Annotated in this window: 21 protein-coding genes; all 21 read right to left on the bottom strand. The window is 52.4% G+C overall.

Annotation, left to right across the window (positions count from 1 at the left end; genetic code table 11):
- Positions 1-768: 768 nt before the first annotated feature.
- Positions 769-1,449: a hydrogenase nickel incorporation protein HypB gene (gene hypB / locus KKH67_14580; protein MBU1320407.1), complete on the bottom strand. Its 681-nt coding sequence runs from the start codon at positions 1,447-1,449 to the stop codon at positions 769-771.
- Between the two features lie 53 nt (positions 1,450-1,502).
- Complete coding sequence (locus KKH67_14575) at positions 1,503-1,859, bottom strand: hydrogenase maturation nickel metallochaperone HypA (protein MBU1320406.1); 357 nt, start codon at positions 1,857-1,859, stop codon at positions 1,503-1,505.
- 21 nt (positions 1,860-1,880) lie between these two features.
- Positions 1,881-2,354 carry a hydrogenase maturation protease gene (locus KKH67_14570; protein MBU1320405.1) on the bottom strand — a complete coding sequence of 158 codons (474 nt, stop codon included), beginning with the start codon at positions 2,352-2,354 and terminating at the stop codon, positions 1,881-1,883.
- A gap of 3 nt (positions 2,355-2,357) precedes the next feature.
- Positions 2,358-3,821: a Ni/Fe hydrogenase subunit alpha gene (locus KKH67_14565; protein MBU1320404.1), complete on the bottom strand. Its 1,464-nt coding sequence runs from the start codon at positions 3,819-3,821 to the stop codon at positions 2,358-2,360.
- Complete coding sequence (locus tag KKH67_14560) at positions 3,818-4,807, bottom strand: oxidoreductase (GenBank protein MBU1320403.1); 990 nt, start codon at positions 4,805-4,807, stop codon at positions 3,818-3,820. The genes KKH67_14565 and KKH67_14560 overlap by 4 nt, the downstream gene beginning before the upstream one ends.
- The gene (locus KKH67_14555) at positions 4,804-5,310 is read right to left on the bottom strand and encodes a hydrogenase iron-sulfur subunit (protein ID MBU1320402.1); all 507 of its coding nucleotides are present in this window, start codon (positions 5,308-5,310) and stop codon (positions 4,804-4,806) included. The genes KKH67_14560 and KKH67_14555 overlap by 4 nt, the downstream gene beginning before the upstream one ends.
- Positions 5,303-7,066: a 4Fe-4S binding protein gene (locus KKH67_14550; GenBank protein MBU1320401.1), complete on the bottom strand. Its 1,764-nt coding sequence runs from the start codon at positions 7,064-7,066 to the stop codon at positions 5,303-5,305. The genes KKH67_14555 and KKH67_14550 overlap by 8 nt, the downstream gene beginning before the upstream one ends.
- 12 nt (positions 7,067-7,078) lie before the next feature.
- Complete coding sequence (locus KKH67_14545) at positions 7,079-9,091, bottom strand: NAD(P)H-dependent oxidoreductase subunit E (GenBank protein ID MBU1320400.1); 2,013 nt, start codon at positions 9,089-9,091, stop codon at positions 7,079-7,081.
- On the bottom strand, positions 9,088-9,609 hold the full coding sequence (locus tag KKH67_14540; protein ID MBU1320399.1) for an NAD(P)H-dependent oxidoreductase subunit E: 522 nt from the start codon (positions 9,607-9,609) through the stop codon (positions 9,088-9,090). The genes KKH67_14545 and KKH67_14540 overlap by 4 nt, the downstream gene beginning before the upstream one ends.
- The gene (locus tag KKH67_14535) at positions 9,606-10,577 is read right to left on the bottom strand and encodes an NAD(P)-binding protein (GenBank protein ID MBU1320398.1); all 972 of its coding nucleotides are present in this window, start codon (positions 10,575-10,577) and stop codon (positions 9,606-9,608) included. Before KKH67_14535 ends, KKH67_14540 begins: the two co-directional genes overlap by 4 nt.
- Before the next feature lie 2 nt (positions 10,578-10,579).
- On the bottom strand, positions 10,580-11,473 hold the full coding sequence (locus tag KKH67_14530) for a CoB--CoM heterodisulfide reductase iron-sulfur subunit B family protein (protein MBU1320397.1): 894 nt from the start codon (positions 11,471-11,473) through the stop codon (positions 10,580-10,582).
- The gene (locus tag KKH67_14525) at positions 11,470-12,102 is read right to left on the bottom strand and encodes a 4Fe-4S dicluster domain-containing protein (protein ID MBU1320396.1); all 633 of its coding nucleotides are present in this window, start codon (positions 12,100-12,102) and stop codon (positions 11,470-11,472) included. The genes KKH67_14530 and KKH67_14525 overlap by 4 nt, the downstream gene beginning before the upstream one ends.
- 40 nt (positions 12,103-12,142) lie before the next feature.
- Positions 12,143-13,174: a hydrogenase expression/formation protein HypE gene (gene hypE / locus KKH67_14520; GenBank protein ID MBU1320395.1), complete on the bottom strand. Its 1,032-nt coding sequence runs from the start codon at positions 13,172-13,174 to the stop codon at positions 12,143-12,145.
- A gap of 17 nt (positions 13,175-13,191) precedes the next feature.
- Positions 13,192-14,313 carry a hydrogenase formation protein HypD gene (hypD, locus tag KKH67_14515; GenBank protein MBU1320394.1) on the bottom strand — a complete coding sequence of 374 codons (1,122 nt, stop codon included), beginning with the start codon at positions 14,311-14,313 and terminating at the stop codon, positions 13,192-13,194.
- Positions 14,310-14,561, bottom strand: a complete 252-nt coding sequence (locus KKH67_14510; protein ID MBU1320393.1) for a HypC/HybG/HupF family hydrogenase formation chaperone — start codon at positions 14,559-14,561, stop codon at positions 14,310-14,312. Before KKH67_14510 ends, hypD begins: the two co-directional genes overlap by 4 nt.
- 2 nt (positions 14,562-14,563) lie before the next feature.
- Entirely contained in the window at positions 14,564-16,903 is a 2,340-nt protein-coding gene (gene hypF / locus KKH67_14505) for a carbamoyltransferase HypF (protein MBU1320392.1), read from the bottom strand.
- Positions 16,903-17,271, bottom strand: coding sequence for a hypothetical protein (locus tag KKH67_14500; GenBank protein ID MBU1320391.1), 369 nt, complete (start codon positions 17,269-17,271; stop codon positions 16,903-16,905). Before KKH67_14500 ends, hypF begins: the two co-directional genes overlap by 1 nt.
- On the bottom strand, positions 17,264-17,731 hold the full coding sequence (locus KKH67_14495; protein ID MBU1320390.1) for a cyclic nucleotide-binding domain-containing protein: 468 nt from the start codon (positions 17,729-17,731) through the stop codon (positions 17,264-17,266). Before KKH67_14495 ends, KKH67_14500 begins: the two co-directional genes overlap by 8 nt.
- Before the next feature lie 36 nt (positions 17,732-17,767).
- The gene (locus KKH67_14490) at positions 17,768-18,160 is read right to left on the bottom strand and encodes a 4Fe-4S dicluster domain-containing protein (protein ID MBU1320389.1); all 393 of its coding nucleotides are present in this window, start codon (positions 18,158-18,160) and stop codon (positions 17,768-17,770) included.
- 125 nt (positions 18,161-18,285) lie between these two features.
- Positions 18,286-19,470 carry an OprO/OprP family phosphate-selective porin gene (locus KKH67_14485; protein MBU1320388.1) on the bottom strand — a complete coding sequence of 395 codons (1,185 nt, stop codon included), beginning with the start codon at positions 19,468-19,470 and terminating at the stop codon, positions 18,286-18,288.
- Between the two features lie 27 nt (positions 19,471-19,497).
- Positions 19,498-20,385 (bottom strand): response regulator, encoded by an 888-nt coding sequence (locus KKH67_14480; GenBank protein MBU1320387.1) that lies wholly within the window; start codon positions 20,383-20,385, stop codon positions 19,498-19,500.
- Positions 20,386-20,398: the final 13 nt, after the last annotated feature.

Genomic DNA, 20,398 nt, shown 5'->3' with positions numbered 1-20,398 from the left:
GGTCTCCGTTCTCACGGCCGCTTCCGCAGTCTGGTGATCCGCTTAGAGCCGGGTTCATTACATCCGGCTTCCAGCAGATACATACCGGAAAGGAGTTCGGAATGTCGGACAGGGTGCCGTCGTGCAACCGGGCTGTTAAATAAGGAGGCATGTCAAATAGAGAATCGGAGAATCATGAGATGATATCTAAGGCTACCCTGCGCAACCCCCACGGTTGCGTCAATACTCAACATTTTCGTATTCGAAACGGAGAATCAGACGGAATGTGTGAGACGGCGTAAGTTGTTGATTAGACGGTAAAAACAAGAAGACCCCGAGGGATTCACCCTAAGGGGTTCCGAGTTAAATAAAAAGCAGATAGAGTTAGGAGAATTAACAATAGCTCCCCTCGTGCAACCCTCTTCATAACCCTTCTCTGTTCCGTCGTCGATCCCAGATGGGCGCAGATCGCATGACCTTCTTCGACATACATACCTCCATGGTGTGACCTAAGATAATCACAAAATGTCTCACGAGATCTGATATATCTACAATACCTACCTGAGACTGCCCGTCCTTGAATGTGAATACGGCCATGATTATTATCCCTTCCCCACAATTACCAGCCGCGGACGGCAAGCTCCCGGAAATGCGAGGCAAGTTCTATGGATACATCCATGTTCCTGCCACTTCGCCAGTTCCGACCGCGAGCTATCGCTCGTCCGACTGTATCGCCGCAGCCTGCTAGCTCAGAGGACACAGCCCATACGAGCACTCGTTTGAAGATGCTCAGCCATTCGGCACAGTCTGCCTTTTCCGTGCCACCAATTTCCTCAGCCAGTCGTACCACAATTCCAGTCCTTCATCGGTTTTGCAAGAAATCTCAAACGTATTCAAATTCCCATTGATCCTGAGAGCGTTCTCCCTTGCCTGTCTCACATCGAAATCGGACAGTCCCAACAGATCAGTCTTGTTTATCACCAGTGCCGATGAACGACGGAACATCGCCGGGTACTTTAATGGTTTGTCATCTCCTTCGGTCGTGCTGATCAGCACGACTTTCATCTCTTCTCCGAGGTCATAGCTTGCGGGACAAACCAGGTTTCCGACATTCTCGATGAATAGCAGATCGATGTTACGCAGATCGAGCTGATCCAGCGCTTGGATGACCATCCTGGCATCAAGGTGACAGGCGCCACCGGTAATGATCGGTTTCACAGTTCTGCCCCCGGCCCGTCTGAGGCGTTCGGCGTCGTGTTCGGTCTGCACATCTCCGGCGAATACTGCTATTCGCAACTCATCGTTCAGCGTTCCCAAGGTTTTCTCTAGTAGAGATGTCTTCCCCGATCCAGGGGAACTTACAAGATTTAGCGATACAATCTGCCTTTCGCTCAACCCCTCTCGAATCAGGACAGCCAACCGATCGTTCTCAGAAAGGATTTTCTTCTCAATAGAGATCTTCTCATTCATGATTCACCTGCAATATGACAAGATTACCGTGCACTTGGGCAAAAATGCTCCAACTAAGAAACACTTTCATATCTCACCTGCATATATGCTATTTCCAGCTCCTCCCCCTGTGTTATCTCCAGATCCCTTGAACCACAAGAGGGGCATAGAAACACGAATTCCTTCACTGCCAATTCGCTATTACACGATTTACACTTTCCCTTTATGGGTACCTGCTCGATAATGAGCTTTGTGAGGGCAAGGGGCGTATCAATGGTCGCCGCTTCAAAACCAAACGATAGTGCTTCAGGGCATACGCAAGTCAGAGCGCCGATCCTGACGCCGATTGACTCGATCACATCCAGACCTCGTCTCGCAATCTCCTCCAGTGCGATATCAATAATGTTATTCGCGATACTCAGTTCATGCATATCACAAACTCTCGCAAACATTCAGTTATCGGCAGCATCTTTCTCCCACGATTGCAGGCACATCCTGACACGATGCACGACTTCAGTCAGCGCTTTCACCACCGGTCGACTCAGATCACCGCCGACTGTATGCAGGTTGCCTGCTTCGACGGCAAGGATCTTGATTTGTGCTGGAAATTTCAGGTTCAACTGCTGGGCCAGCGCTGTGAGTTCCGGCAGGCCTGCGTAGTGGGGCGAAGGGTTCGGGATTCTGCTGAAGCTGTCAGGAGCCAGTTCGACAACTGTTCCCGGCCGATGTTTCCCTGTGTGCATGGCATCGATAATGATCGCCCGCTCATAGCCAACCAGCAAATCCAGAAGTGCCAGACCACAGAGATCGCTCTCGATGACGTCGACCGCTTTAGAGCATTCTTTGGATAGCTCTCGAGCTACGAGCAAACCTATACTGTCATCGCTTAACAGGTCGTTTCCCAATCCGAGTACCAGTATCTTCATAGCTTAATCGCGTCTGATTTCCTGTACAAGTTCGCGTTCAGTGTCATACACACGCACGATCAGCGGCATTTGACCCGGCAGGGCATGGGTCGCGCAGCCATGACACGGATCGTAAGCGCGAAACGCCATCTCGATCATGTTCAGTATTCCGTCATCAAACCGACCGTTGGATATAAGACCTTTAGCCGCCTTGTCGACCGACAGCGCAATGCGTGCCGAATTATTCTGCGTGGCGACAATCAGATTCGCCCGTTCGATAAGACCTCGCTCATCTGTCTTGTAGTGGTGGATCAGTGTTCCACGCGGAGCTTCGACCACGCCGATCCCTTCCTCGGGCGTTTCAGAAGGTATCGTGCGGACATGGGGGCTGACGATTTCCGGGTCATTCGCGAGTTGCTGCATCCGCTCCGCCGAATAGAGAAGCTCAATCAGACGAGCCCAGCTTGTGGCCAGTGAATGATGTACTGGTTTGCCACCGAGGATATCAAAGAATCGCTCGTATGCTTCTTGAGCCAGTGGTGTAGCCATGCCATCGGCGGCGTTAAGGCGCGCCAACGGTGCAACAGCAAACACGCCGCTATCCGGGCCATCAGTGAAACCGTGCCAACCGATATCCTTCAGGTAGCTGAATTTGACGTAGCTCCACGGCTCGACGTGTTCGGCCATGTGATCCAGATACTCCCGCCCGGGGAACCTCAGGAATTCCTTTCCATTCGGGCCAACCACCCTGAGATCACCATCGTAGAAGCTGACCTTGTTTTCATTGTCCACAAGCCCCATGTAATATGTTTTGTGCGTGTACATATCTGAGGTGATGTACTCCACGTATTCCGGATTCTTATGGACAATATCATTGAACGCATTGAGACAGAACTGCCCGAATTCCACGGCGCGCTGGGCAGCGTCTTTGAATTGTTGCTGATCTTCTTTCGCAATCGGTTTTGAAATGCCACCTGGCAGGCCAAAGACCGGATGAATGGCTTTCCCGGACACAAGGCTCATCAGGTTGCGTAACTCCTTGCGCATTCCGATCACCTTCAAGCCGACGTCTTTTCCGACCTTGCCCAGTACGCCGAGAATGTTCCGTTCCCCTTTGGGAGCTTTCGGACCTACAATAAAATCAGGCCCGGCGAGGTAGAAGAAGTGTAGAGCGTGATCCTCAACATAGAACATCTGGTAAACTAGTTCCCTGACCTTCTTAGCTGCTGATGGAGGCTCAACCTTGTAGAGATGATCCAGGGCTTTTGTGGATGCCATGTGGTGTGCGGTAGGACAGACTCCACAGATTCGCGAGGTTATCTGAGGCATATCTTCGGCGGGACGTCCCTGAGCGAATTTCTCGAAGCCGCGCAACTCAGGAACCTGAAAGTATGCTTTTTCGACATCTCCCTTGTCGTCAAGGAATATGTCGATCTTGCCGTGGCCTTCAAGCCGCGTTATCGGATCAATCGTAATTCTCTTGGTCATTGCTGTTTTCCTCCGTGGTCGGGTCCTTGATAGCGCCGGTGCAACAGCGACGCGGGGAGGCTATAGCGATAGAATGTGCCGATAGGATCGACGACCTGATCAAGAATGGCTGCTATCTCCTTTTCGTCGTTGGAATCCACCAGCGATGCGATGGCCGAAAGTGCTTTTGCGCCGAAATCGGTGACACGGCTTGTCGGCCCTAAGCACCCGGTGCACGGCATGTTTGCCGCTACGCAGGCAGCTTCGCACCCCTTACGCGTCACAGGTCCCATGCAGAGCAACCCTTGTGCAAGCAGGCATTCTTCCGGATCAATATCAACCGCGTGGGGCCTCTTGAACTCACGCAGTGTGGGTTTCTCCGGCTTGGTATCACGGCGAGGGCACTCCTCGCAGAGAGCGATATCAGGCGCGAGAACCGCCCCCCGAGCCGGCAACTGCCCGGTCACTATGGCGTTGACAGCATCGCGTATCAGCTTGACCGGAGGCGGGCAGCCCGGCAGGTAGTAGTCCACTTCAATAACCTGGTCGAGTGTCTTCACCGTATTCCATAATGAGGGGAGTGTGAGTCTTCCCTCCGCCACGTCGATCTCCTCAAGCGGCAAGACCTTGTCGTCATTGACTACGCTGGGAGCATCTATGTAGGCCTCCTGAAACACTCCCTGACGGTCAGATAAATTCGCCAATCCGGGAATTCCTCCAAGATGCGCGCAGCTTCCAAAAGCTACGATAAGTTGCGATTTCTTGCGCAGCAGTTCCACCATCTCGAATTGCTCTGAACTGCGAATTGCACCATTAATGAAGCTAACGGCCAGTTCACCATCCTGAAGGGCTTCGACGTCCACGCGCTTGAAATCGAGAGCGACTGGCCAGAAGGCGATGTCTACGGCTTCTACCACTTTCAGGATGTCTTCAGCAAGGTCAACGACGGCCTCCTCGCATCCACCGCACGAAGCGCACCAGTAGAAACTGACTTTGGGTTTGCTCATGTTTTTCCTCCTTGCCCAGCTGCTACCGCTGCCGGTTGTGTCGATTCAGCTTTTTCAAACGCTAATTGCGATGCTGACTCCAGATGCAGTGGACCGAGCTTGCGTACAGCCTCAGTCATCTCGTTGATGACCCTCTGTACTTTGTCGCCTTCAGACGCCGCGATCCATTCGAGTCGCATCCGTCCCTCTTCGACACCCATCGATCTGAGGAGCGTTTTCAGCAGTGTGAATCGACGCAGAGCCTTGTAGTTACCTTCCTGATAATGGCAATCACCCGGATGGCAGCCCCCGATCAGAACTCCGTCAGCACCTTCACGCAACGCGGCCAGAATGAACTGCGGATCCACCCGCCCGGAACACATCACGCGCACCACGCGCACGTTGGGTGCATAGACCATTCTCGCGGTTCCGGCGAGGTCGGCAGCGGTGTATGTGCACCAGTTGCAGAAGAATGCAACGATCTTAGGCTCAAACGACCGGTTTGTCTCGTTGTTTTCAAACATAGTTAACCAACCCTCTGATTTCTTGGAAGATCTGTTCGTCGGTAAACAGGTTTTGCTGAAGAGCACCCGACGGGCAGGTCGCCACGCAGGTGCCGCAGCCTTTGCATAGAGCTCCGGTAACAGAGGCTGTGTTCTTCTCGCTGTCGAACGTCACCGCACTGTATGGGCAGACATTCATGCACGTCCTACACCCGGAACAGGAATCCTCCCGAACATAAGCCGTATTCGGTTCGAGTTCGACGTGACCTGCATCAATGAGAGCGAGAGCTTCCGCAGCGGCAGCGCCAGCCTGGGCGACACTATCGGGAATATCTTTAGGCCCCTGGCAAGTACCGGCCAGAAAAACTCCATCGGTAAATGTTGAAACTGGGGCGAGTTTGGGGTGTCGTTCCATGAACCATCCTTCGTGGCCGCAGGTGACGTTGAAGCGACGGCGCACTTCTTCGACATCGGCTTGCGGTTCTAAACCAACCGATAGGATGACCATGTCGACCGGTATGCGCCGCACTACCCCAACAAGAGTGTCTTCGGCCCGGATAATAAGCTTGCCCTCTTCCTCAGGTGCCATCGCCCAGTCGGTGACCTCGCCAACACGTCCACGGATGAAGTGCACATCTTCCTTCAGTAGTCTGTCGTAGAACTCGTCATATCCCTTGCCGGGAGTACGCATGTCAATATAGAAGTTGTAGACTTCAGCATTGGTACGCTCTTTCGTCAAGTGAGCGAGCTTCAGCGAGTACATGCAGCAAACGCGCGAACAGTAACGGTTGGTTTTTGCGTCCCTGCTGCCAACGCAGTGAACAATAGCGATTGCGCTCGGCTCCTTGCCATTTTCAAGCACAATCCTTCCTCCGGTTGGCCCAGACGCATGGTTCATCATCTCAAACTGTTCGGAGGTGATGACATTATCATACCGGCCGTAACCGTACTGAACAAGTCGGGAGGGATCGAAAGTCTTGAAGCCTGTCGCCAGGATTATTGTTCCAACCTCGATGTCTTCGAACTGATCGGTTTCCTCGAAGTTGATGCAGTCCTTAGGGCAGACCTGGGAGCAGATCTTGCAGCCACCGGTGTGAAAATGAATGCAATGCTCCGGGTTAATTCGCGGTACATTCGGCACAGCTTGAAGAAACGGTACGGTAATAGCCGCGTTCGGGCTGAGGCTTATCTCTCTATGAACGAAGGCTCGCTTCTCGATGTCTTCCATCACAATGTGTCCCGTCGGACAGACCTTCGCGCAAGCGCCGCACAAAATGCAGTCACTACTCTCTTCTTCAAATGGCGTTGAAACCTTCCGGAAAATACCTCTCTCGCTGAACGTGAGAGCATGAGCGCCTACAACCTCATCGCAAACCCGGACACAGAGTCCGCAGAGAATGCAGGTATCCTCGCCTACCCCCCAGCGCGGTTTCTCAATGCCGAATCGCTCTGCAAGCTGTTGCAGAACCGGAATAGGGGCGCAGCGGCTCATCAGCATCTCAAGATTAACCTTGCGAGCGTTGAGCACCCTGGGAGTATTCGTCAGAATCTCCAAGCCATCCCAGGCCGGATAGTTGCACGCAGTGACGATCTTGCTCCAGCCCTTGCCATCACGCGCTTCCACAGCACAGATTCGGCAGACTGCGTATGGCGTCATGTACGGATAGTGACAGAGCGTGGGGATATCAATCCCCAAATCTCGGGCGGCATCAAGCACGTACGACCCTTCTTCAACCTCAACAGAACAACCGTCGATTATTATTTTCACTTTGGCCATAAAGCTGTCCTCCTATGCCATAGCGGCAACTTCTGCCTTCGTTTTCGGTTTCCAGATTTCCTGCGCCCGACGCTGGACTGCATCACCCTCGCCTCGTTTCATGCGCTTGATAGCATTTCGCTTGCAGATCTGATAACATGCACCACATTGAATGCACTTGTCCTGATCGATGATATGGAGCTGTTTCGGGCTGCCTACTATGGCGTCTGTCGGGCAGGGCTTTAAGCAAGCGTGGCAGCCGTTGCAGTTCTCATCTATAGCGTGTGAAACCAGCGCCTTGCAAACCCCGGCAGGGCAACGCTTCTCCACAATGTGAGCCAGGTATTCGGAACGGAAATAGCGTATGGTTGAGAGAATCGGGTTGGGAGCGCTACCGCCAAGATCGCACAGACTGGTGTCAGATACCACGTGAGAGATCTCCTCCAGAAAAGCGATATCTTCCACCTCTCCTTTGCCATCGCTGATTCGAGTCAGGGTATTCAGCATTATGCGAATCCCTTCTCTGCACGGAAGGCATTTGCCACAGCTTTCTTCCTGCAGGAAGTTGAGGAAATACTTGGCTACGTCGACCATGCACGAATCCTCATCCATGACGATCATTCCGCCGGATCCCATCATCGACCCCACCTCGGTCAACTTGTCAAAATCGACCGGTAAATCGAGGAGACTCACCGCTTCCTCATCTTTCCGTGCGTCCCCATGAGTAACAAGACTCTCAGGTTTGTCCGAATCGCCGGGTTCGATTATCAATGTTCCACCTGAAGGACCGCCGGTCTGCACCGCCTTTGGTCTCTTGCCTCCGGGAATGCCTCCACCTATATCGTAGACAATCTCGCGCAAGGTTATTCCCATCGGCACCTCCACCAGGCCGGTGTTGTTGACTTTACCGGTCAGGGCGAACACTTTTGTGCCTTTTGAGCCAGCGGTGCCGATGCTAGCGTACCAGTCAGCTCCCTTTTCGATTATCAAGGGCACATTAGCCCAAGTTTCGACATTGTTCAGATTGGACGGTTTGTCCCAGAGGCCGGCCTCGACGGTATGGATGTACTTTGCTCGAGGTTCGCCGGTCTTGCCTTCCAGCGATGCCATGAGAGCTGTGGATTCACCGCAGACAAAAGCTCCACCACCTCTGGACACCTCGATATCGAACCTAAAGCCGGTTCCAAGGATATCATCTCCGAGGAAACCGTATTCGCGGGCAGCAGCTATGCCAACAGCGAGGTTCTTGACCGCTAACGGATACTCGTTTCGAACATACACGAAACCGTCATTGCTGCCAATGGCATAAGCGCCTATAATCATTCCTTCGATTACCGAATGCGGATTGCCTTCCAGCAAAGAACGATCCATAAACGCTCCGGGATCGCCTTCATCTGCGTTACAGATGACATATTTAGGATGTCCTTTGGCTCTCCGGCATGACGCCCATTTCTTGCCGGTAAGGAAACCACCGCCACCGCGGCCTCTTAAGCCTGACTTCTTGATCGTATCCACAACTTCGTCGGGAGTCATTGTGGTCAGAGTCTTTGCCAATGGCTGGTACCCTCCCAAGGCAACATAGTCGTCGATAGATGTGGGATCCATAAGGCCGTTTTTTCCAAAGACCAAGCGCATCTGTTTCTTGTAGAAAGGTATGTCCTTCTCGTGGACGATAACTTCGTCGGTTAGCGGATCGCAGTAGAGAAGCTTCTTGACAAGTTGTCCATCCTTAATCGTGCGATCGACAATCAATTTGGCATCGACAGGTTTCACTTTTTGGTAGAATATTCCTTCCGGCTGAATCACTACCAGGGGGCCGCGTTCACAGAAACCATGACAACCGGTCGTTCTCACCTGGACATTGTCACCTGGACGGCAGTCTCTGAGGCTATCCTTGAAGGCAGCAATGACAGATTCGGCCCCACAGGCCAAGCAACCTGTACCGGCACAGACAGTAATAATCGTCTTTTGTTGCTGCCGCTCTTTGACTAGACGATCCCTGAATCGGTCCAGTTCCTTAGGAGAAGAAATCCTATTCGTACTCATGCCTCCTCCTCCCGTGCTATCTTGTTCGCGGTTTCCTTGCGGCGCAGTTCATTCAACATTTTGTCAACTTTGGAAACGGTCATGTTTCCATAATAGACATCATTTGCAGTGACAAGAGGACCGAGCGCACAAGCGCCAAGGCAATTGACCGTTTCAAGGCTGAACTCCAGATCGTGTGTCGTTTCGCCTGCCTTAATGCCAAGCTCAGTTTCCAGATTATCGACAATGACTTGCGCCTGGCGCACATGGCAGGCGGTGCCGGTGCACGCACAGATGTGGTTCCTACCCTTCGGCTTCAGGCTGAATGATCTGTAATAGGTAGTCACACCATAGATCTGAGCAATCGGAATGCCCATTTTCTCTGCCACCAGCTTTAAAGTATCCACGGGAAGATACCGATGATGCTTCTGAACATCCTGAAGGATCATGATCAAAGCGGTTGGCTTGGCCTGATACTTATCAACAACTACGCTTATAGCCTGCTCTAAGTCATAATGTCTGTCTACAGCCGTTTTCATCTGGAATCTCCTTTTCGTGTGGCCGAAACCGCTTCTGGCTCAGGCTGAGATTCAATGACAGCCGCCAAATCCTGTTCGAGCTTCGTGTCATCGGGTTGATGCATCTCCAGGACCTTCCCCTCTTTGATGATCTGTTTTCCCAGGATCATTCTCCTGTATTTCGGATACGGGCGGCTGAGACATGCCTCATAGCAGAGACCGCAGCTGATGCATGTTTCCGTGTCAACGTATCGCGGCTTCTTCTTGATTTTCACCTTGAAATTGCCAACATATCCTTCAACGTATGCGACCTCGGCCCATGTCATCAGGTGAATCCGAGGATTCTGGCCGACTGATACCATCTTTGGGGTCAGGATACAGGCCGCACAATCGAGGGTGGGAAAGGTCTTGTCGAATCTGGACATGTGACCACCGATTGACGGTTCGCGTTCAACCAGATAGACATTCTTGCCGGCTTGTGCCAGCAATAAAGCAACCTGAATTCCGGCAATCCCGGCACCAACGACTAGGACATTCGGGTTGACCGGTACACGGCTGCGTTCGAGCGGCTGATGGAGTGCCACCCGATGAACCGCCGCAGCAATCAGTGCTTTGGCCTTCAGTGTGCCCGCGTTCTTATCGTGCGTGACCCAGCTCACGTGCTCACGAATATTCGCCATCTGGAAAAGGAATGGATTCCCCCCTGCATTAGACATCGCGTTTCTGAAAGTGGGCTCGTGCATCAGAGGTGAACAGGAGGCAACTACGACCCGATTCACCAGGCCATCGCGAATGTCCTGATGAATTATCTCCTGTCCGGGATCGGAACACATGAACTTGTACTCTTTTGCTGCAGTCACATGCGGCAGATGGCGTGCGAATTCGACAGCACCAGACACGTCAACAGTATGAGAGATATTGACACCGCAGTGGCAGACATACACGCCAATCTTCGGCGTACCGTTTGATTTCGTTTCAGTTGTGTGCATAGTCACCTCCCTGCCACCACGTTTACCTGGTGGGATTCCCGTAATGGCACAAACAGGCGCTGTAAACCCAGTTTCTTCTGAGGTATGCCGAGTGCCAGGCCGATAAGCTGTGTGAAGTATGCCACTGGCACATTTACCGTGTCATCGAATCGCCGGCTCATCTCGGATTGATAGCATTCGAGATTGAACTGGCAGAGAGGACACGCGGTCGTGATGACATTGCATCCACGCCTCGTGGCTTCCTTCAGCAGTATGTAACTCAGTCTCTGTCCGACCTCCTGAACCGTGCCGGTCAATGACCCGCCGCAGCATCGAGTTTTCAGCGGCCAGTCAACGACTTCAGCACCCATCGCTTTCATCAACCTGTCCATCGTGGAAGGTTGATGCTGGTCGTCGAAATCGGCATACGGCCGGATCAATTGGCATCCGTAGTAGCATGCGACTCGATACCCTTCTAGAGGATGCACGGTCCGCGAAGCCATTTCCTTCAACCCTATGTCATTCACCAGAACATCGAGAGGGTGTCTGATACGGGCACGGCCTGTGTACTTCAGACCGGCGGCATAAAGAGCCGTATCGATCTTCGTACGGATCTCCGGGTTGTCATTCAGGTAATGCTGAGCTTTGTTCAACCCGAGATAACACGCAGCGCACGGGACAACTATATCCACGGTGCCTGAATCTTTGCATTGCCGCTCGGCCAGAGCCAGGTTTCGAGCCGAGAGCGCAAATGATTTCAGCTCACTGACTGACATATAGGCCGTGGCGCCGCAGCAATTCCAGTCGTCAATCTCGCTTAAAGGTACCCCCAGGTTCGCAAAGAGCGACAGCATCGATTCCTCGTACGCTCTGCCGGTGCTTCTGAGTGAGCAGCCGGGAAAATAGAGATAGCTCATGACGGAACCTCCTCTGCAGGAGTCATATTGGTCCTTTTTTTGACCATGTGTTCCTTCTCGAGTACCTGAAAGATGTTTCGCAGTTCATCTTTGCGTTCAATGGATTCCCGTTTCAAGCTAAACCTCCCCCGTCGCAAAAGGCGCATGCCGAGTCCCATTTGCTTGAAAAGTTGAAAAGGATTGGTCTTCAGGAACAGACGCAGCAATAGCCGCCCCTCGCTATTGCGTCCTGATCGCTCGACCATCTTGAAGAACTCGTTCGCGAGGACAGGGATCGGAAAACGTTTCGGATAGAGCCCTCCCCTGATCGCCAGCCGCTTAGCGGCATACATGATGTCAGTTAGCTTGATCTCCTTCGGGCACTCGACGGTACATGAATAACATGAAGCGCACAGCCAGGTAGTGTAGCTGCTGAGCACCTCTCCCCTGAAGCCGGCTCGGATCATACCGATGATTTGCCGCGGGGTGTAGTCCATGTACTGGCTCAAGGGGCACGTACCGCTGCACGTTCCGCACTGGATACACGACAGTAGCTTATCTCCTCCCGGTATCGACATAATCTGTTTCGCGAAATGCGGGTCGAGCTCCGATTCGTACCGTATCTTGTGCCATCCACGCCACTCGTCCATATCAATCCTCCTCTCCAACGCAATTTCTGTTGCGAGCTTCTCAGCATATTCGCGGTAATTGCTCGCCGCTCAGCATATCCACCATTCGCTCAGTACCAAGATGAGTCCTTATCGTTACCAAGCCCGATCTCGTGTCGGTAACCGATCCAATCACGCACGATTCTACCTGAGACGATTGCATTATCTCCAGTGCTGTGTCAGAATCATTTGCAGGCACAAACGTCACGAAACGGCCTTCGTTGGCGACATAGAGCGGGTCGAGGCCCAAAATTTCACATGCGCCTTTCACTTCCTCACATACAGGGATGTTTCGTTCCTCGATCTGAATGCCCTTGCCGGAGGAAGTAGCCAGCTCCACAAGCACTGTGGCCAGACCGCCTCGTGTCAGATCTCTTAGGCAATGAACTTTGGCGCCCGACTCAATCAATCTAGCCACGGGCTCAGCGAGGGGAGCAACATCGCTGCTAATTCGCGACTCGAAGGATAGACCCTCCCGCTCCGCCATAACTGCGATACCATGTCTTCCTATATCACCGCTGAGAATAATAACGTCGCCCGGTTCAATACTGCCCGGACCGATATCAAGATCATGATCCACAACACCGATACCAGCCGTGTTGATGAACACTCCATGCCCTTTGCCGCGATCAACGACCTTTGTGTCGCCTGTAACAATCTTGATGCTGGCGATGTCTGCTGCAGCTCGCATCGACTGTGCGATTCTCCTGAGATATTTGATCTCAAACCCTTCCTCGATGATGAACCCCGCACTCAAGTACAGTGGGCAAGCACCACACATGGCGAGATCATTAACGGTGCCGTAGACAGCAAGAGTCCCGATGTCGCCGCCGGGAAAGAACAATGGATGGACAACGAACGAATCGGTTGTGAAGGCCATCTTTGTGCCATGCGACTCGAATACGGCACCATCATGTTCAACACCAAAGTCTGGGTCGATCAGTATGGCGGAGAAAAGGCCATCAATCAGTTGATGCATAAGCCTGCCGCCACCGCCATGAGCAAGCTGAATCTTCTCTTGACCAAAGGCAGGTGCAGCGTAGTCGAATCCCATCGAACTGGTTGGTTCCATTATGCTTCCTCCTTCGCCATTCTTATGACACCGCACTCATGGCGCCTGTAGCGATAGTATGCAGCGCAGGCGCCTTCTGACGATACCATTGTTGCTCCAAGAGGACGCTGAGGCGTACACAGATTGCCAAACGCTGCGCAGTCGTACGGTTTGTTCCTCCCCTGAAGAATGAGACCGCTAATGCACGGGCTCTTTTCTTCGGTACTGACGTGAGACAGAGTGAAGCGATTATCAACATCGAAACCAGCGTATGCATCGCTCAATGCGAGTCCGCTGCGCTTGATCCTGCCCAGGCCTCGCCAGTCCCGGTCGACAGTGCAGAAAACCTCTCCCATAAGCTTCCTGGCTTCGCTGTTGCCATTTTTCCTGACAGCGCGGGAATACTGATTTTCGACCATGGCCACACCCTGCTCCAACTGAGCGATGGTCATGTGAATTCCCTGGAGGATATCGATAGGTTCGAACCCTGTAACAACGATTGGGACACCGAAGCTTTCCGCTATCGGTTCGTAATCCCTGTAGCCCATCACGGTACAAACATGGCCTGCTGCAAGGAAGCCATTGATATTGCAGGCAGGAGCCGACAGGAGTGTCTCAATGGCTGGGGGGACAAGAGCCAGGGCAGGTAGTACAGAGTAGTTGGCTATTTCAAGCTGCTTCGCGCGGCGCAAAGCTACGGCTACAGCCGGAGCTGTCGTTTCAAATCCGATACCGAAGAACACCACCTCGCGCTTCGGATTCTTCAGAGCAATGCTGACGGAGTCGAGGGGAGAGTATACGACCCTTACATCAGCTCCAGCGGCTTTGGCAAGAAGCAAGTCAGTGGTCGAACCCGGAACTCGAAGCATATCTCCGAATGAGCAGAAGATAACATTGCGCTGTAGGGCAATCTCTATCGCTTTGTCGATCAGATTAGCAGGCGTAATGCACACAGGACAGCCGGGGCCATGCAGCAAACGTATCTGCTCCGGCAGGAGTCTGTCAATACCGTTCCTGACAATGGTGTGCGTCTGCCCGCCACAGATTTCCATGATTGTCCATGGCTGGCTGGCAATCTGTTCGATTTCTCGTATATAGCGCGCAGCAACTCTGGAATCACGAAATTCATCTATGAATTTCATCTGCGATCATCTCCCAAATCCTGAAGGTGAATTTCCTTGAGGTAGTCAGTAATTCTTGATACCTCTTCTTCATCGACGATGCCAATGGCTATGCCGGCGTGAACGAGCAGATAGTCTCCCAAGCGAGCTTCAGGAACGAAAGCCAGGCTGACATCCTTGACGATTCCTCCAAAATCGATCCTGCCAGAGCGCAACATCGGCTCGCAGTCGCTCTTGCTGATCAACTTCCCTGGAACTGCAAGACACATAACTATTCTTCCTCGACTGTGCAGACGGTTGCCATGAAGATCTGCCCCATGGCGATACCGCTGTCATTGGGGGGGATGCGTCGATGCCAGTACGGCTCGAACCCTGATGCCTGTAGCGCGGATACCGACTGCTCGACCAGCAACCTGTTCTGAAAGCATCCTCCCGTTAGGACAACTCTTCTCTCACCTATGCGACCGGCAACAGAGAGTATCATGTTCACCAGGGTTCTGTGATACCTCGCAGCAATTGTGTCGACCGGTATTGACTCCTGCATATCATGCAAGATGCCGCGAATCATCGGCTCCCAGTCAAGCGAATACGGAATGCATGAATCGACCAGTCGATACTCGTACGATTCGCTCATATCGCCGCCGGCTTCTGCAGCAAACTGGAGCTTCATCGCCGCCTGTCCTTCAAAACTCGCAGTCTGACATATCCCGGTGATGGATGCAACCGCATCGAAGAGACGGCCTGCGCTCGATGTTCGAGGAGCGTTCAGAGATCGCTCTAACATTCTTCTGAGAATTCTTCGCTCGCTCTCGCAAAATGCTTTTACCGACTTGACGTTATCCGTAGCAAATAGAGCATCTCCGAAGATTTCGTACAGCAGGCCTATTGCACTGCGCCGAGGTTCTCGAACGGCTATGTCGCCACCTGGCAGGGGAAACGGCCTCAGATGTGCAGCGCGTGTGAATCCCCTTTCGGTCACTCGCAAGAACTCTCCACCCCATATGGTACCATCAGTTCCAAGCCCGGTGCCATCCCAGGACACACCCAAGACCGGCGCGCCCAAGTCATGTTCTGCCATACACGACAAGATATGCGCGAAGTGATGTTGTACCTGCGCTATAGGCTGTCCAAGGCTGGCAGCAAACCTGGCAGAATTGTAATCAGGATGCTCGTCACAACACACTTTCCTCGGACGGATTCGGTATATGCTCGCTAATGACTTCGTTTCACCGCTTAAGACGTCGAGAGCACGCTTAGTTGAAAGGTCTCCAATGTACTGGCTCAAGCAAGCGTTGCGCCCATCCGAGATCGCCACAGTGTTTTTCAGGTGAGAGCCGACGGCCAGGCATTCTGCTCCGGGTTTTCTGAGTCGTATGGTCACTGGAGCATACCCTCTGGCGCTGCGCAGCACCATTTCACTTCCTGCAACATGCTGCACAATAGAGTCATCCATCTGTCGTGCGATCGGACGGTCATGAACCAGAAAATAGTCGGCAACTCTGCTCAGGCGCACCAGAGCATCTCGTTCATCGGTGCAAATCGGTTCATCCGCCAGGTTCCCGCTGGTTGCGACGACCGGTGACTTCAGATCTGCCATTATCAGATGATGCAGAGGGGTATATGGAAGCATAACGCCCAGATACGGACTATCCGGTGCTATCTGATGTGATATTGAGGAAGGCTCCCTGTGGGTCCCGGACTTGCGCTTTAGCAGCACGATTGGCGACTCAGGTGAAGCAAGCAGGTGCATCTCCGCATGCGATAGTTCACAGTGGTTCCTGGCAACTCTTAGACTCGGACACATCAAAGCGAAAGGCTTATCCATCCGTGCCTTGCGTTTTCGGAGATACTTCACAGCATCCTCGTTTCCGGCATCAACCACAAGCTGAAAGCCGCCCAGACCTTTCAATGCAACTATTCTTCCTCTGGTTACGAAGGCACAAGCATCAACAAGGGACTGGTCATTCATCGCCACAACTTTGCCATCGCCATCCCACAACTCGAGGTGTGGCCCACAATTGGGACAGGCATTTGGCTGCGCATGGAATCTGCGATTCTCAGGATTCTCATACTCATCTCTGCACTCACCGCACATCGGAAACTTGTTCATGGTAGTGTTGACGCGGTCGTACGGCAGGGACTGTATTATGCTGAACCTGGGGCCGCAGTTTGTGCAGTTTGTGAAAGGATACCGATAACGGCGATTTCCTGGGTCGAAGACATCCTGAATGCATTCGCTGCAGGTGGCGATGTCGGGCGTTATCTGGGTGATCCCGGTGGAACAGTCATCGTGACTTTCTCTTACCTTGAACCGGGAGTACCCGACCAGAGTCAGGGTTTCTGTCACGAGTTCATCTATGCGCGATCGAGGAGGTCTCTCTGCCTCAAGTCTACTGACAAACTCATCAAGTTTCTCGATGCCGCCCTCAAGTTCGATCTGCACTCCCTCAGTGGAATTTCTCACCCAACCCGGTAGACCAATATCCGATGCCAGACGATGGACAAACGGCCTGAAGCCGACACCCTGCACCAACCCTTTGGCGACAATTCGAAGCCGTAGAGCAGCGCCTGCCCTCTCTGAGAGGTTGGCTGTGTCTTGATATCTGCGCATCACTCTTCCACCACTTCAATACTATCAAGAATTATGTCCTGAGCCTGTGGATCAGTTGTCTCGGTAAGCATTTTAGTCTCAAGCTTTGCGCTGTGAGCCGGGGTGCCAACAGCAGCACGCTCAAAATGCTTACCGAAATGATCGGGCGATGTGTGAAATAGCGTGCCCGGCGTTACCTTAGCTCTTAGAACTCTGTTAGGCTTAAAGCATGTTGAATCGCCCAGGGCGAAACTGGAAACCGCCATCTCGTTTGGTGTATCAGATTCCAGCGAGCAAGTATTGGGTGTTTCTCCTACTCCGCGCAGTTCGAGAAACGGCTGGACGACCATAGCGCTTGTGCTTATTGCGATCTGTACTGCTTCAGTCATGGGAGTTAGTTCTGTAAATATCCATGAGTTGCAACTGCGTTGCTTCCAATCTCTGGGCGATTATTCCGAAGAACTTCTTGATCAGTGCATAGCCGAGATCGTGGTCCTTTTCGCATTTCTCGCGCAGGCATTTGCCATCGAGCGCAATTGCCTTGGTCAATTCGAGCGCTCGAGCGTCAAAGTGCCACCTGTAAGGCTCGACCATCCATGACCAGCCGGTTACTTCCCCGGCAACACGCGTCTGAATGGCTTTCGGACCCATGTGCGGGACATAGGTCTCAAGAACCACCTTGCCCTGCCTGATGACATAAAATGAATCAGCGTCATCTCCCTCCCGAAATATGAACTCACCTGCTTTGAAGACGACATTTGATGCGCAGCCAACCAGCAGACTGACATGCTCTGGGCTTAGGCCGGCAACGATGGGATGATCTCTCAAGATCCGTTCAAGATTCTCCATTCTGCTCTCACCTTCCAATATCTGATCTGGTTGATATCACACCTGCTCCCGCAGAATGCCGGCTTCTCCTGTGATGTCTATTGCCGCTGGACACCATGCAATGCATCGCCCACAGCCAAATGTTCGAAACTGATCCAGCCAATAGGCGAGCTTGTGCAGCATCCACTGGCGATAACGAAACGTACTCGAAGTCCGTATGCTGCCTCCATGTATATATGAGAAATCCGTAGTATAACATGAATCCCACTTAGCTGATCGATCGGCTCTGTCTAATGAACCTGAATCAAGGAGGAAGAGCGGACGATTCGCCTCGACAATCTCGGTTAGAGAAAGATCGTATCCATTGGAAGCCAGCGCATTTAGAGGAGCCTGGAAATCGCTCGTATCCAGAACAGCAACTGTCTTTTCGTGTGGCGTCTTGATGGTCATAGTTTCCCTCTGCAATCTAACCCACTAACTGCGCAGTGCATGTTTGCGTATCTACTACATTATGTAATCAGTACATTTTGCGCGTGGCGACGACCGAGATATGCTTATTCTCCTCAATCCTTATGTCACAATGCCAACTGACATTGTGACCTGGCAACAAAATCATCAAGTGATTTCGAGATATACGAGTGCCTCAACCAGGTCAAATCGTTCTGAATCTTGAGATTGTGCCCCATAACATATATGTTGACTCCCAGCGTGATTTCATGCTCGCGACGCACCTGCGCATCGGCAGAGATGGGTTTTTCTTCCAGAAGTTCATCGATAAGAGAACTTCTGACATCTACGACGCTATATCTCGCAGATACCTCCCAATTCCGCACGAATCGATATGCCGACTGAAACAACCCGCCCAGCAGCACAAGCTCTGAGCTCGATGGATCGCTGATTCCTCCGAATGCGGCGTAACCGACGCAGGCAGCGGAAGCTCCGCGATACTTCATGAGGACTTCGGGAGCTATGCGACCCGCGAGATCTTTCTTCGATACCGGATTCAGATCCCATGCCGCGCTCACTCCGGCGCTATAACGAAATCCGCCTCTCTCCTCATCGCTGTCTGACTGCACCTTTATTCCGTTGGCGTTGTATGAGGCATGGAGAAACAGCTCTGGATGGATTCCCGCATTTGATCCCGGTTCCGATAGGTCGGATGGATTCGAAAGAGCCATCCCGCTCAGTTTCGACAACCCCACTGCATGCGATGCACGCGCGTTGACGCCCGTAAACAGCCCTACAACGTAAGAAAACTCCGCCGGTTGTTCATAGCCGTTATGTAAAGAAATGCCCATCTGCCTCTCGGCTCCGAAATAGGTCGACACGATCGACCAGTCGGCAAATGTAAGCTGTTGGAACGACTGAATACGGTAGCGAGTGAACGGGACTTTATACTGCCCACAACGGATCTGCATGCGATCAGCAATTCGGTAGTCGAAATAGAAATCCATCAATTCTGACGAGCCAGGAGCCGCGCTTAGATGCAGCTTGTAGGACAAGTTCGGTTTCAGAATGCTCCCGCTCAGAACCAGACGAACACGTCTAGCCTCCGTCCGTCCGGTGTTCTGCCTGTCACGGTTTGCACCCTGATCACGACTTTCGAGAATCGTTCGGAGTTGTCCGACGAATTGCAGACGTATTTTGCTGCTGCTGTCTGCATTTGAGATCTCGAACGGCCCGATTGACGCGAGGCCGCTGCCGGACGAGATGCAAATCACGCCGGTGACAATCAGTAGAAGAAAGTATCGATTAGTCATGACTCTCCCGTAAGTGCTCCGAGGTTATTATCTCATCGATCCCATGCTGCGCGCAACTTCGAGCACTACATCGCGCCCTCTCAATATTCCCACAAGTTGCCCCGATTTGACTACCGGCAGATTGATCAAGCGATTGTCAACCATCAGGTGAATAGCTTCCATAATCGGCGCATCCGCTTCGACAACAATTGGATCACCTACCAACTCTTCGATTCTTCTGCTGCCCAGCACCTTGCACTGTGCGAGAAACATGCCGGTGAAATACGTCGCGTACGGCGAATCTCCGAGATAGGGCGGGAGCAGCAATTTGAGAAGATCATTGAAACGGATAATCCCAAGGAACTTGTCGTTCGAATCATACACGAGAGCCGATCTAATTTCGCCCGGTTGAGCAACATGCGGCTCTGGAGGAGTGAATGACTTCTTGAGAGCACTCAGCACATTCTCAAGCGGCTCATCGACGTTGATTCGTGGATATACGGATGGCGGAACCATCAACTCCGATATTGTTTGCTCTCGCAGAGGTCCGCTTTCTATCCCCAGCCTAATCAGATCGTGAATACGATTTGCCAAGAGATCGATGTCCACCGGCTTCTGCAGGAAGTCGACGATATCCAGTTTTATTGTAGTTACAGCGGCCTCGAAGTCACCGTGTCCGGTGAGGATGATCACCGGCAGATTCGGTTTAATCTTCCTGAGTTCTTTGAGAGTCTCGATGCCGCTCTTGCCGGGCATTTTAAGATCCAATAGGACAATATCGAAGTGCTCGTCTCGGACAGCATCGAGAGCATCATCCCCGTTAGCTGCTTCCGTCACCTCGAAACCGCGCCTGCCGAGGACGGAGGATGTAACTCGTCTGAAATCCTCCTCGTCATCTACGAGGAGTAGGTTTAAGTGCTTTCTCTCTTCAATCATAAGTGTATCCTCG

This window comes from Candidatus Zixiibacteriota bacterium (assembly GCA_018820315.1).
Taxonomy (GTDB): domain Bacteria; phylum Zixibacteria; class MSB-5A5; order JAABVY01; family JAHJOQ01; genus JAHJOQ01.
The sequence above is the reverse complement of the archived record's forward strand: the minus strand, read 5'-3'. Positions and strand labels throughout refer to the sequence as shown.

Coding starts and splice junctions, on each gene's coding strand:
- hypB (MBU1320407.1), bottom strand. CDS start 1,449: ATGAATGAGAAGATCTCTATTGAGAAGAAAATCCTTTCTGAGAACGAT.
- KKH67_14575 (MBU1320406.1), bottom strand. CDS start 1,859: ATGCATGAACTGAGTATCGCGAATAACATTATTGATATCGCACTGGAG.
- KKH67_14570 (MBU1320405.1), bottom strand. CDS start 2,354: ATGAAGATACTGGTACTCGGATTGGGAAACGACCTGTTAAGCGATGAC.
- KKH67_14565 (MBU1320404.1), bottom strand. CDS start 3,821: ATGACCAAGAGAATTACGATTGATCCGATAACGCGGCTTGAAGGCCAC.
- KKH67_14560 (MBU1320403.1), bottom strand. CDS start 4,807: ATGAGCAAACCCAAAGTCAGTTTCTACTGGTGCGCTTCGTGCGGTGGA.
- KKH67_14555 (MBU1320402.1), bottom strand. CDS start 5,310: ATGTTTGAAAACAACGAGACAAACCGGTCGTTTGAGCCTAAGATCGTT.
- KKH67_14550 (MBU1320401.1), bottom strand. CDS start 7,066: ATGGCCAAAGTGAAAATAATAATCGACGGTTGTTCTGTTGAGGTTGAA.
- KKH67_14545 (MBU1320400.1), bottom strand. CDS start 9,091: ATGAGTACGAATAGGATTTCTTCTCCTAAGGAACTGGACCGATTCAGG.
- KKH67_14540 (MBU1320399.1), bottom strand. CDS start 9,609: ATGAAAACGGCTGTAGACAGACATTATGACTTAGAGCAGGCTATAAGC.
- KKH67_14535 (MBU1320398.1), bottom strand. CDS start 10,577: ATGCACACAACTGAAACGAAATCAAACGGTACGCCGAAGATTGGCGTG.
- KKH67_14530 (MBU1320397.1), bottom strand. CDS start 11,473: ATGAGCTATCTCTATTTTCCCGGCTGCTCACTCAGAAGCACCGGCAGA.
- KKH67_14525 (MBU1320396.1), bottom strand. CDS start 12,102: ATGGACGAGTGGCGTGGATGGCACAAGATACGGTACGAATCGGAGCTC.
- hypE (MBU1320395.1), bottom strand. CDS start 13,174: ATGGGATTCGACTACGCTGCACCTGCCTTTGGTCAAGAGAAGATTCAG.
- hypD (MBU1320394.1), bottom strand. CDS start 14,313: ATGAAATTCATAGATGAATTTCGTGATTCCAGAGTTGCTGCGCGCTAT.
- KKH67_14510 (MBU1320393.1), bottom strand. CDS start 14,561: ATGTGTCTTGCAGTTCCAGGGAAGTTGATCAGCAAGAGCGACTGCGAG.
- hypF (MBU1320392.1), bottom strand. CDS start 16,903: ATGCGCAGATATCAAGACACAGCCAACCTCTCAGAGAGGGCAGGCGCT.
- KKH67_14500 (MBU1320391.1), bottom strand. CDS start 17,271: ATGACTGAAGCAGTACAGATCGCAATAAGCACAAGCGCTATGGTCGTC.
- KKH67_14495 (MBU1320390.1), bottom strand. CDS start 17,731: ATGGAGAATCTTGAACGGATCTTGAGAGATCATCCCATCGTTGCCGGC.
- KKH67_14490 (MBU1320389.1), bottom strand. CDS start 18,160: ATGACCATCAAGACGCCACACGAAAAGACAGTTGCTGTTCTGGATACG.
- KKH67_14485 (MBU1320388.1), bottom strand. CDS start 19,470: ATGACTAATCGATACTTTCTTCTACTGATTGTCACCGGCGTGATTTGC.
- KKH67_14480 (MBU1320387.1), bottom strand. CDS start 20,385: ATGATTGAAGAGAGAAAGCACTTAAACCTACTCCTCGTAGATGACGAG.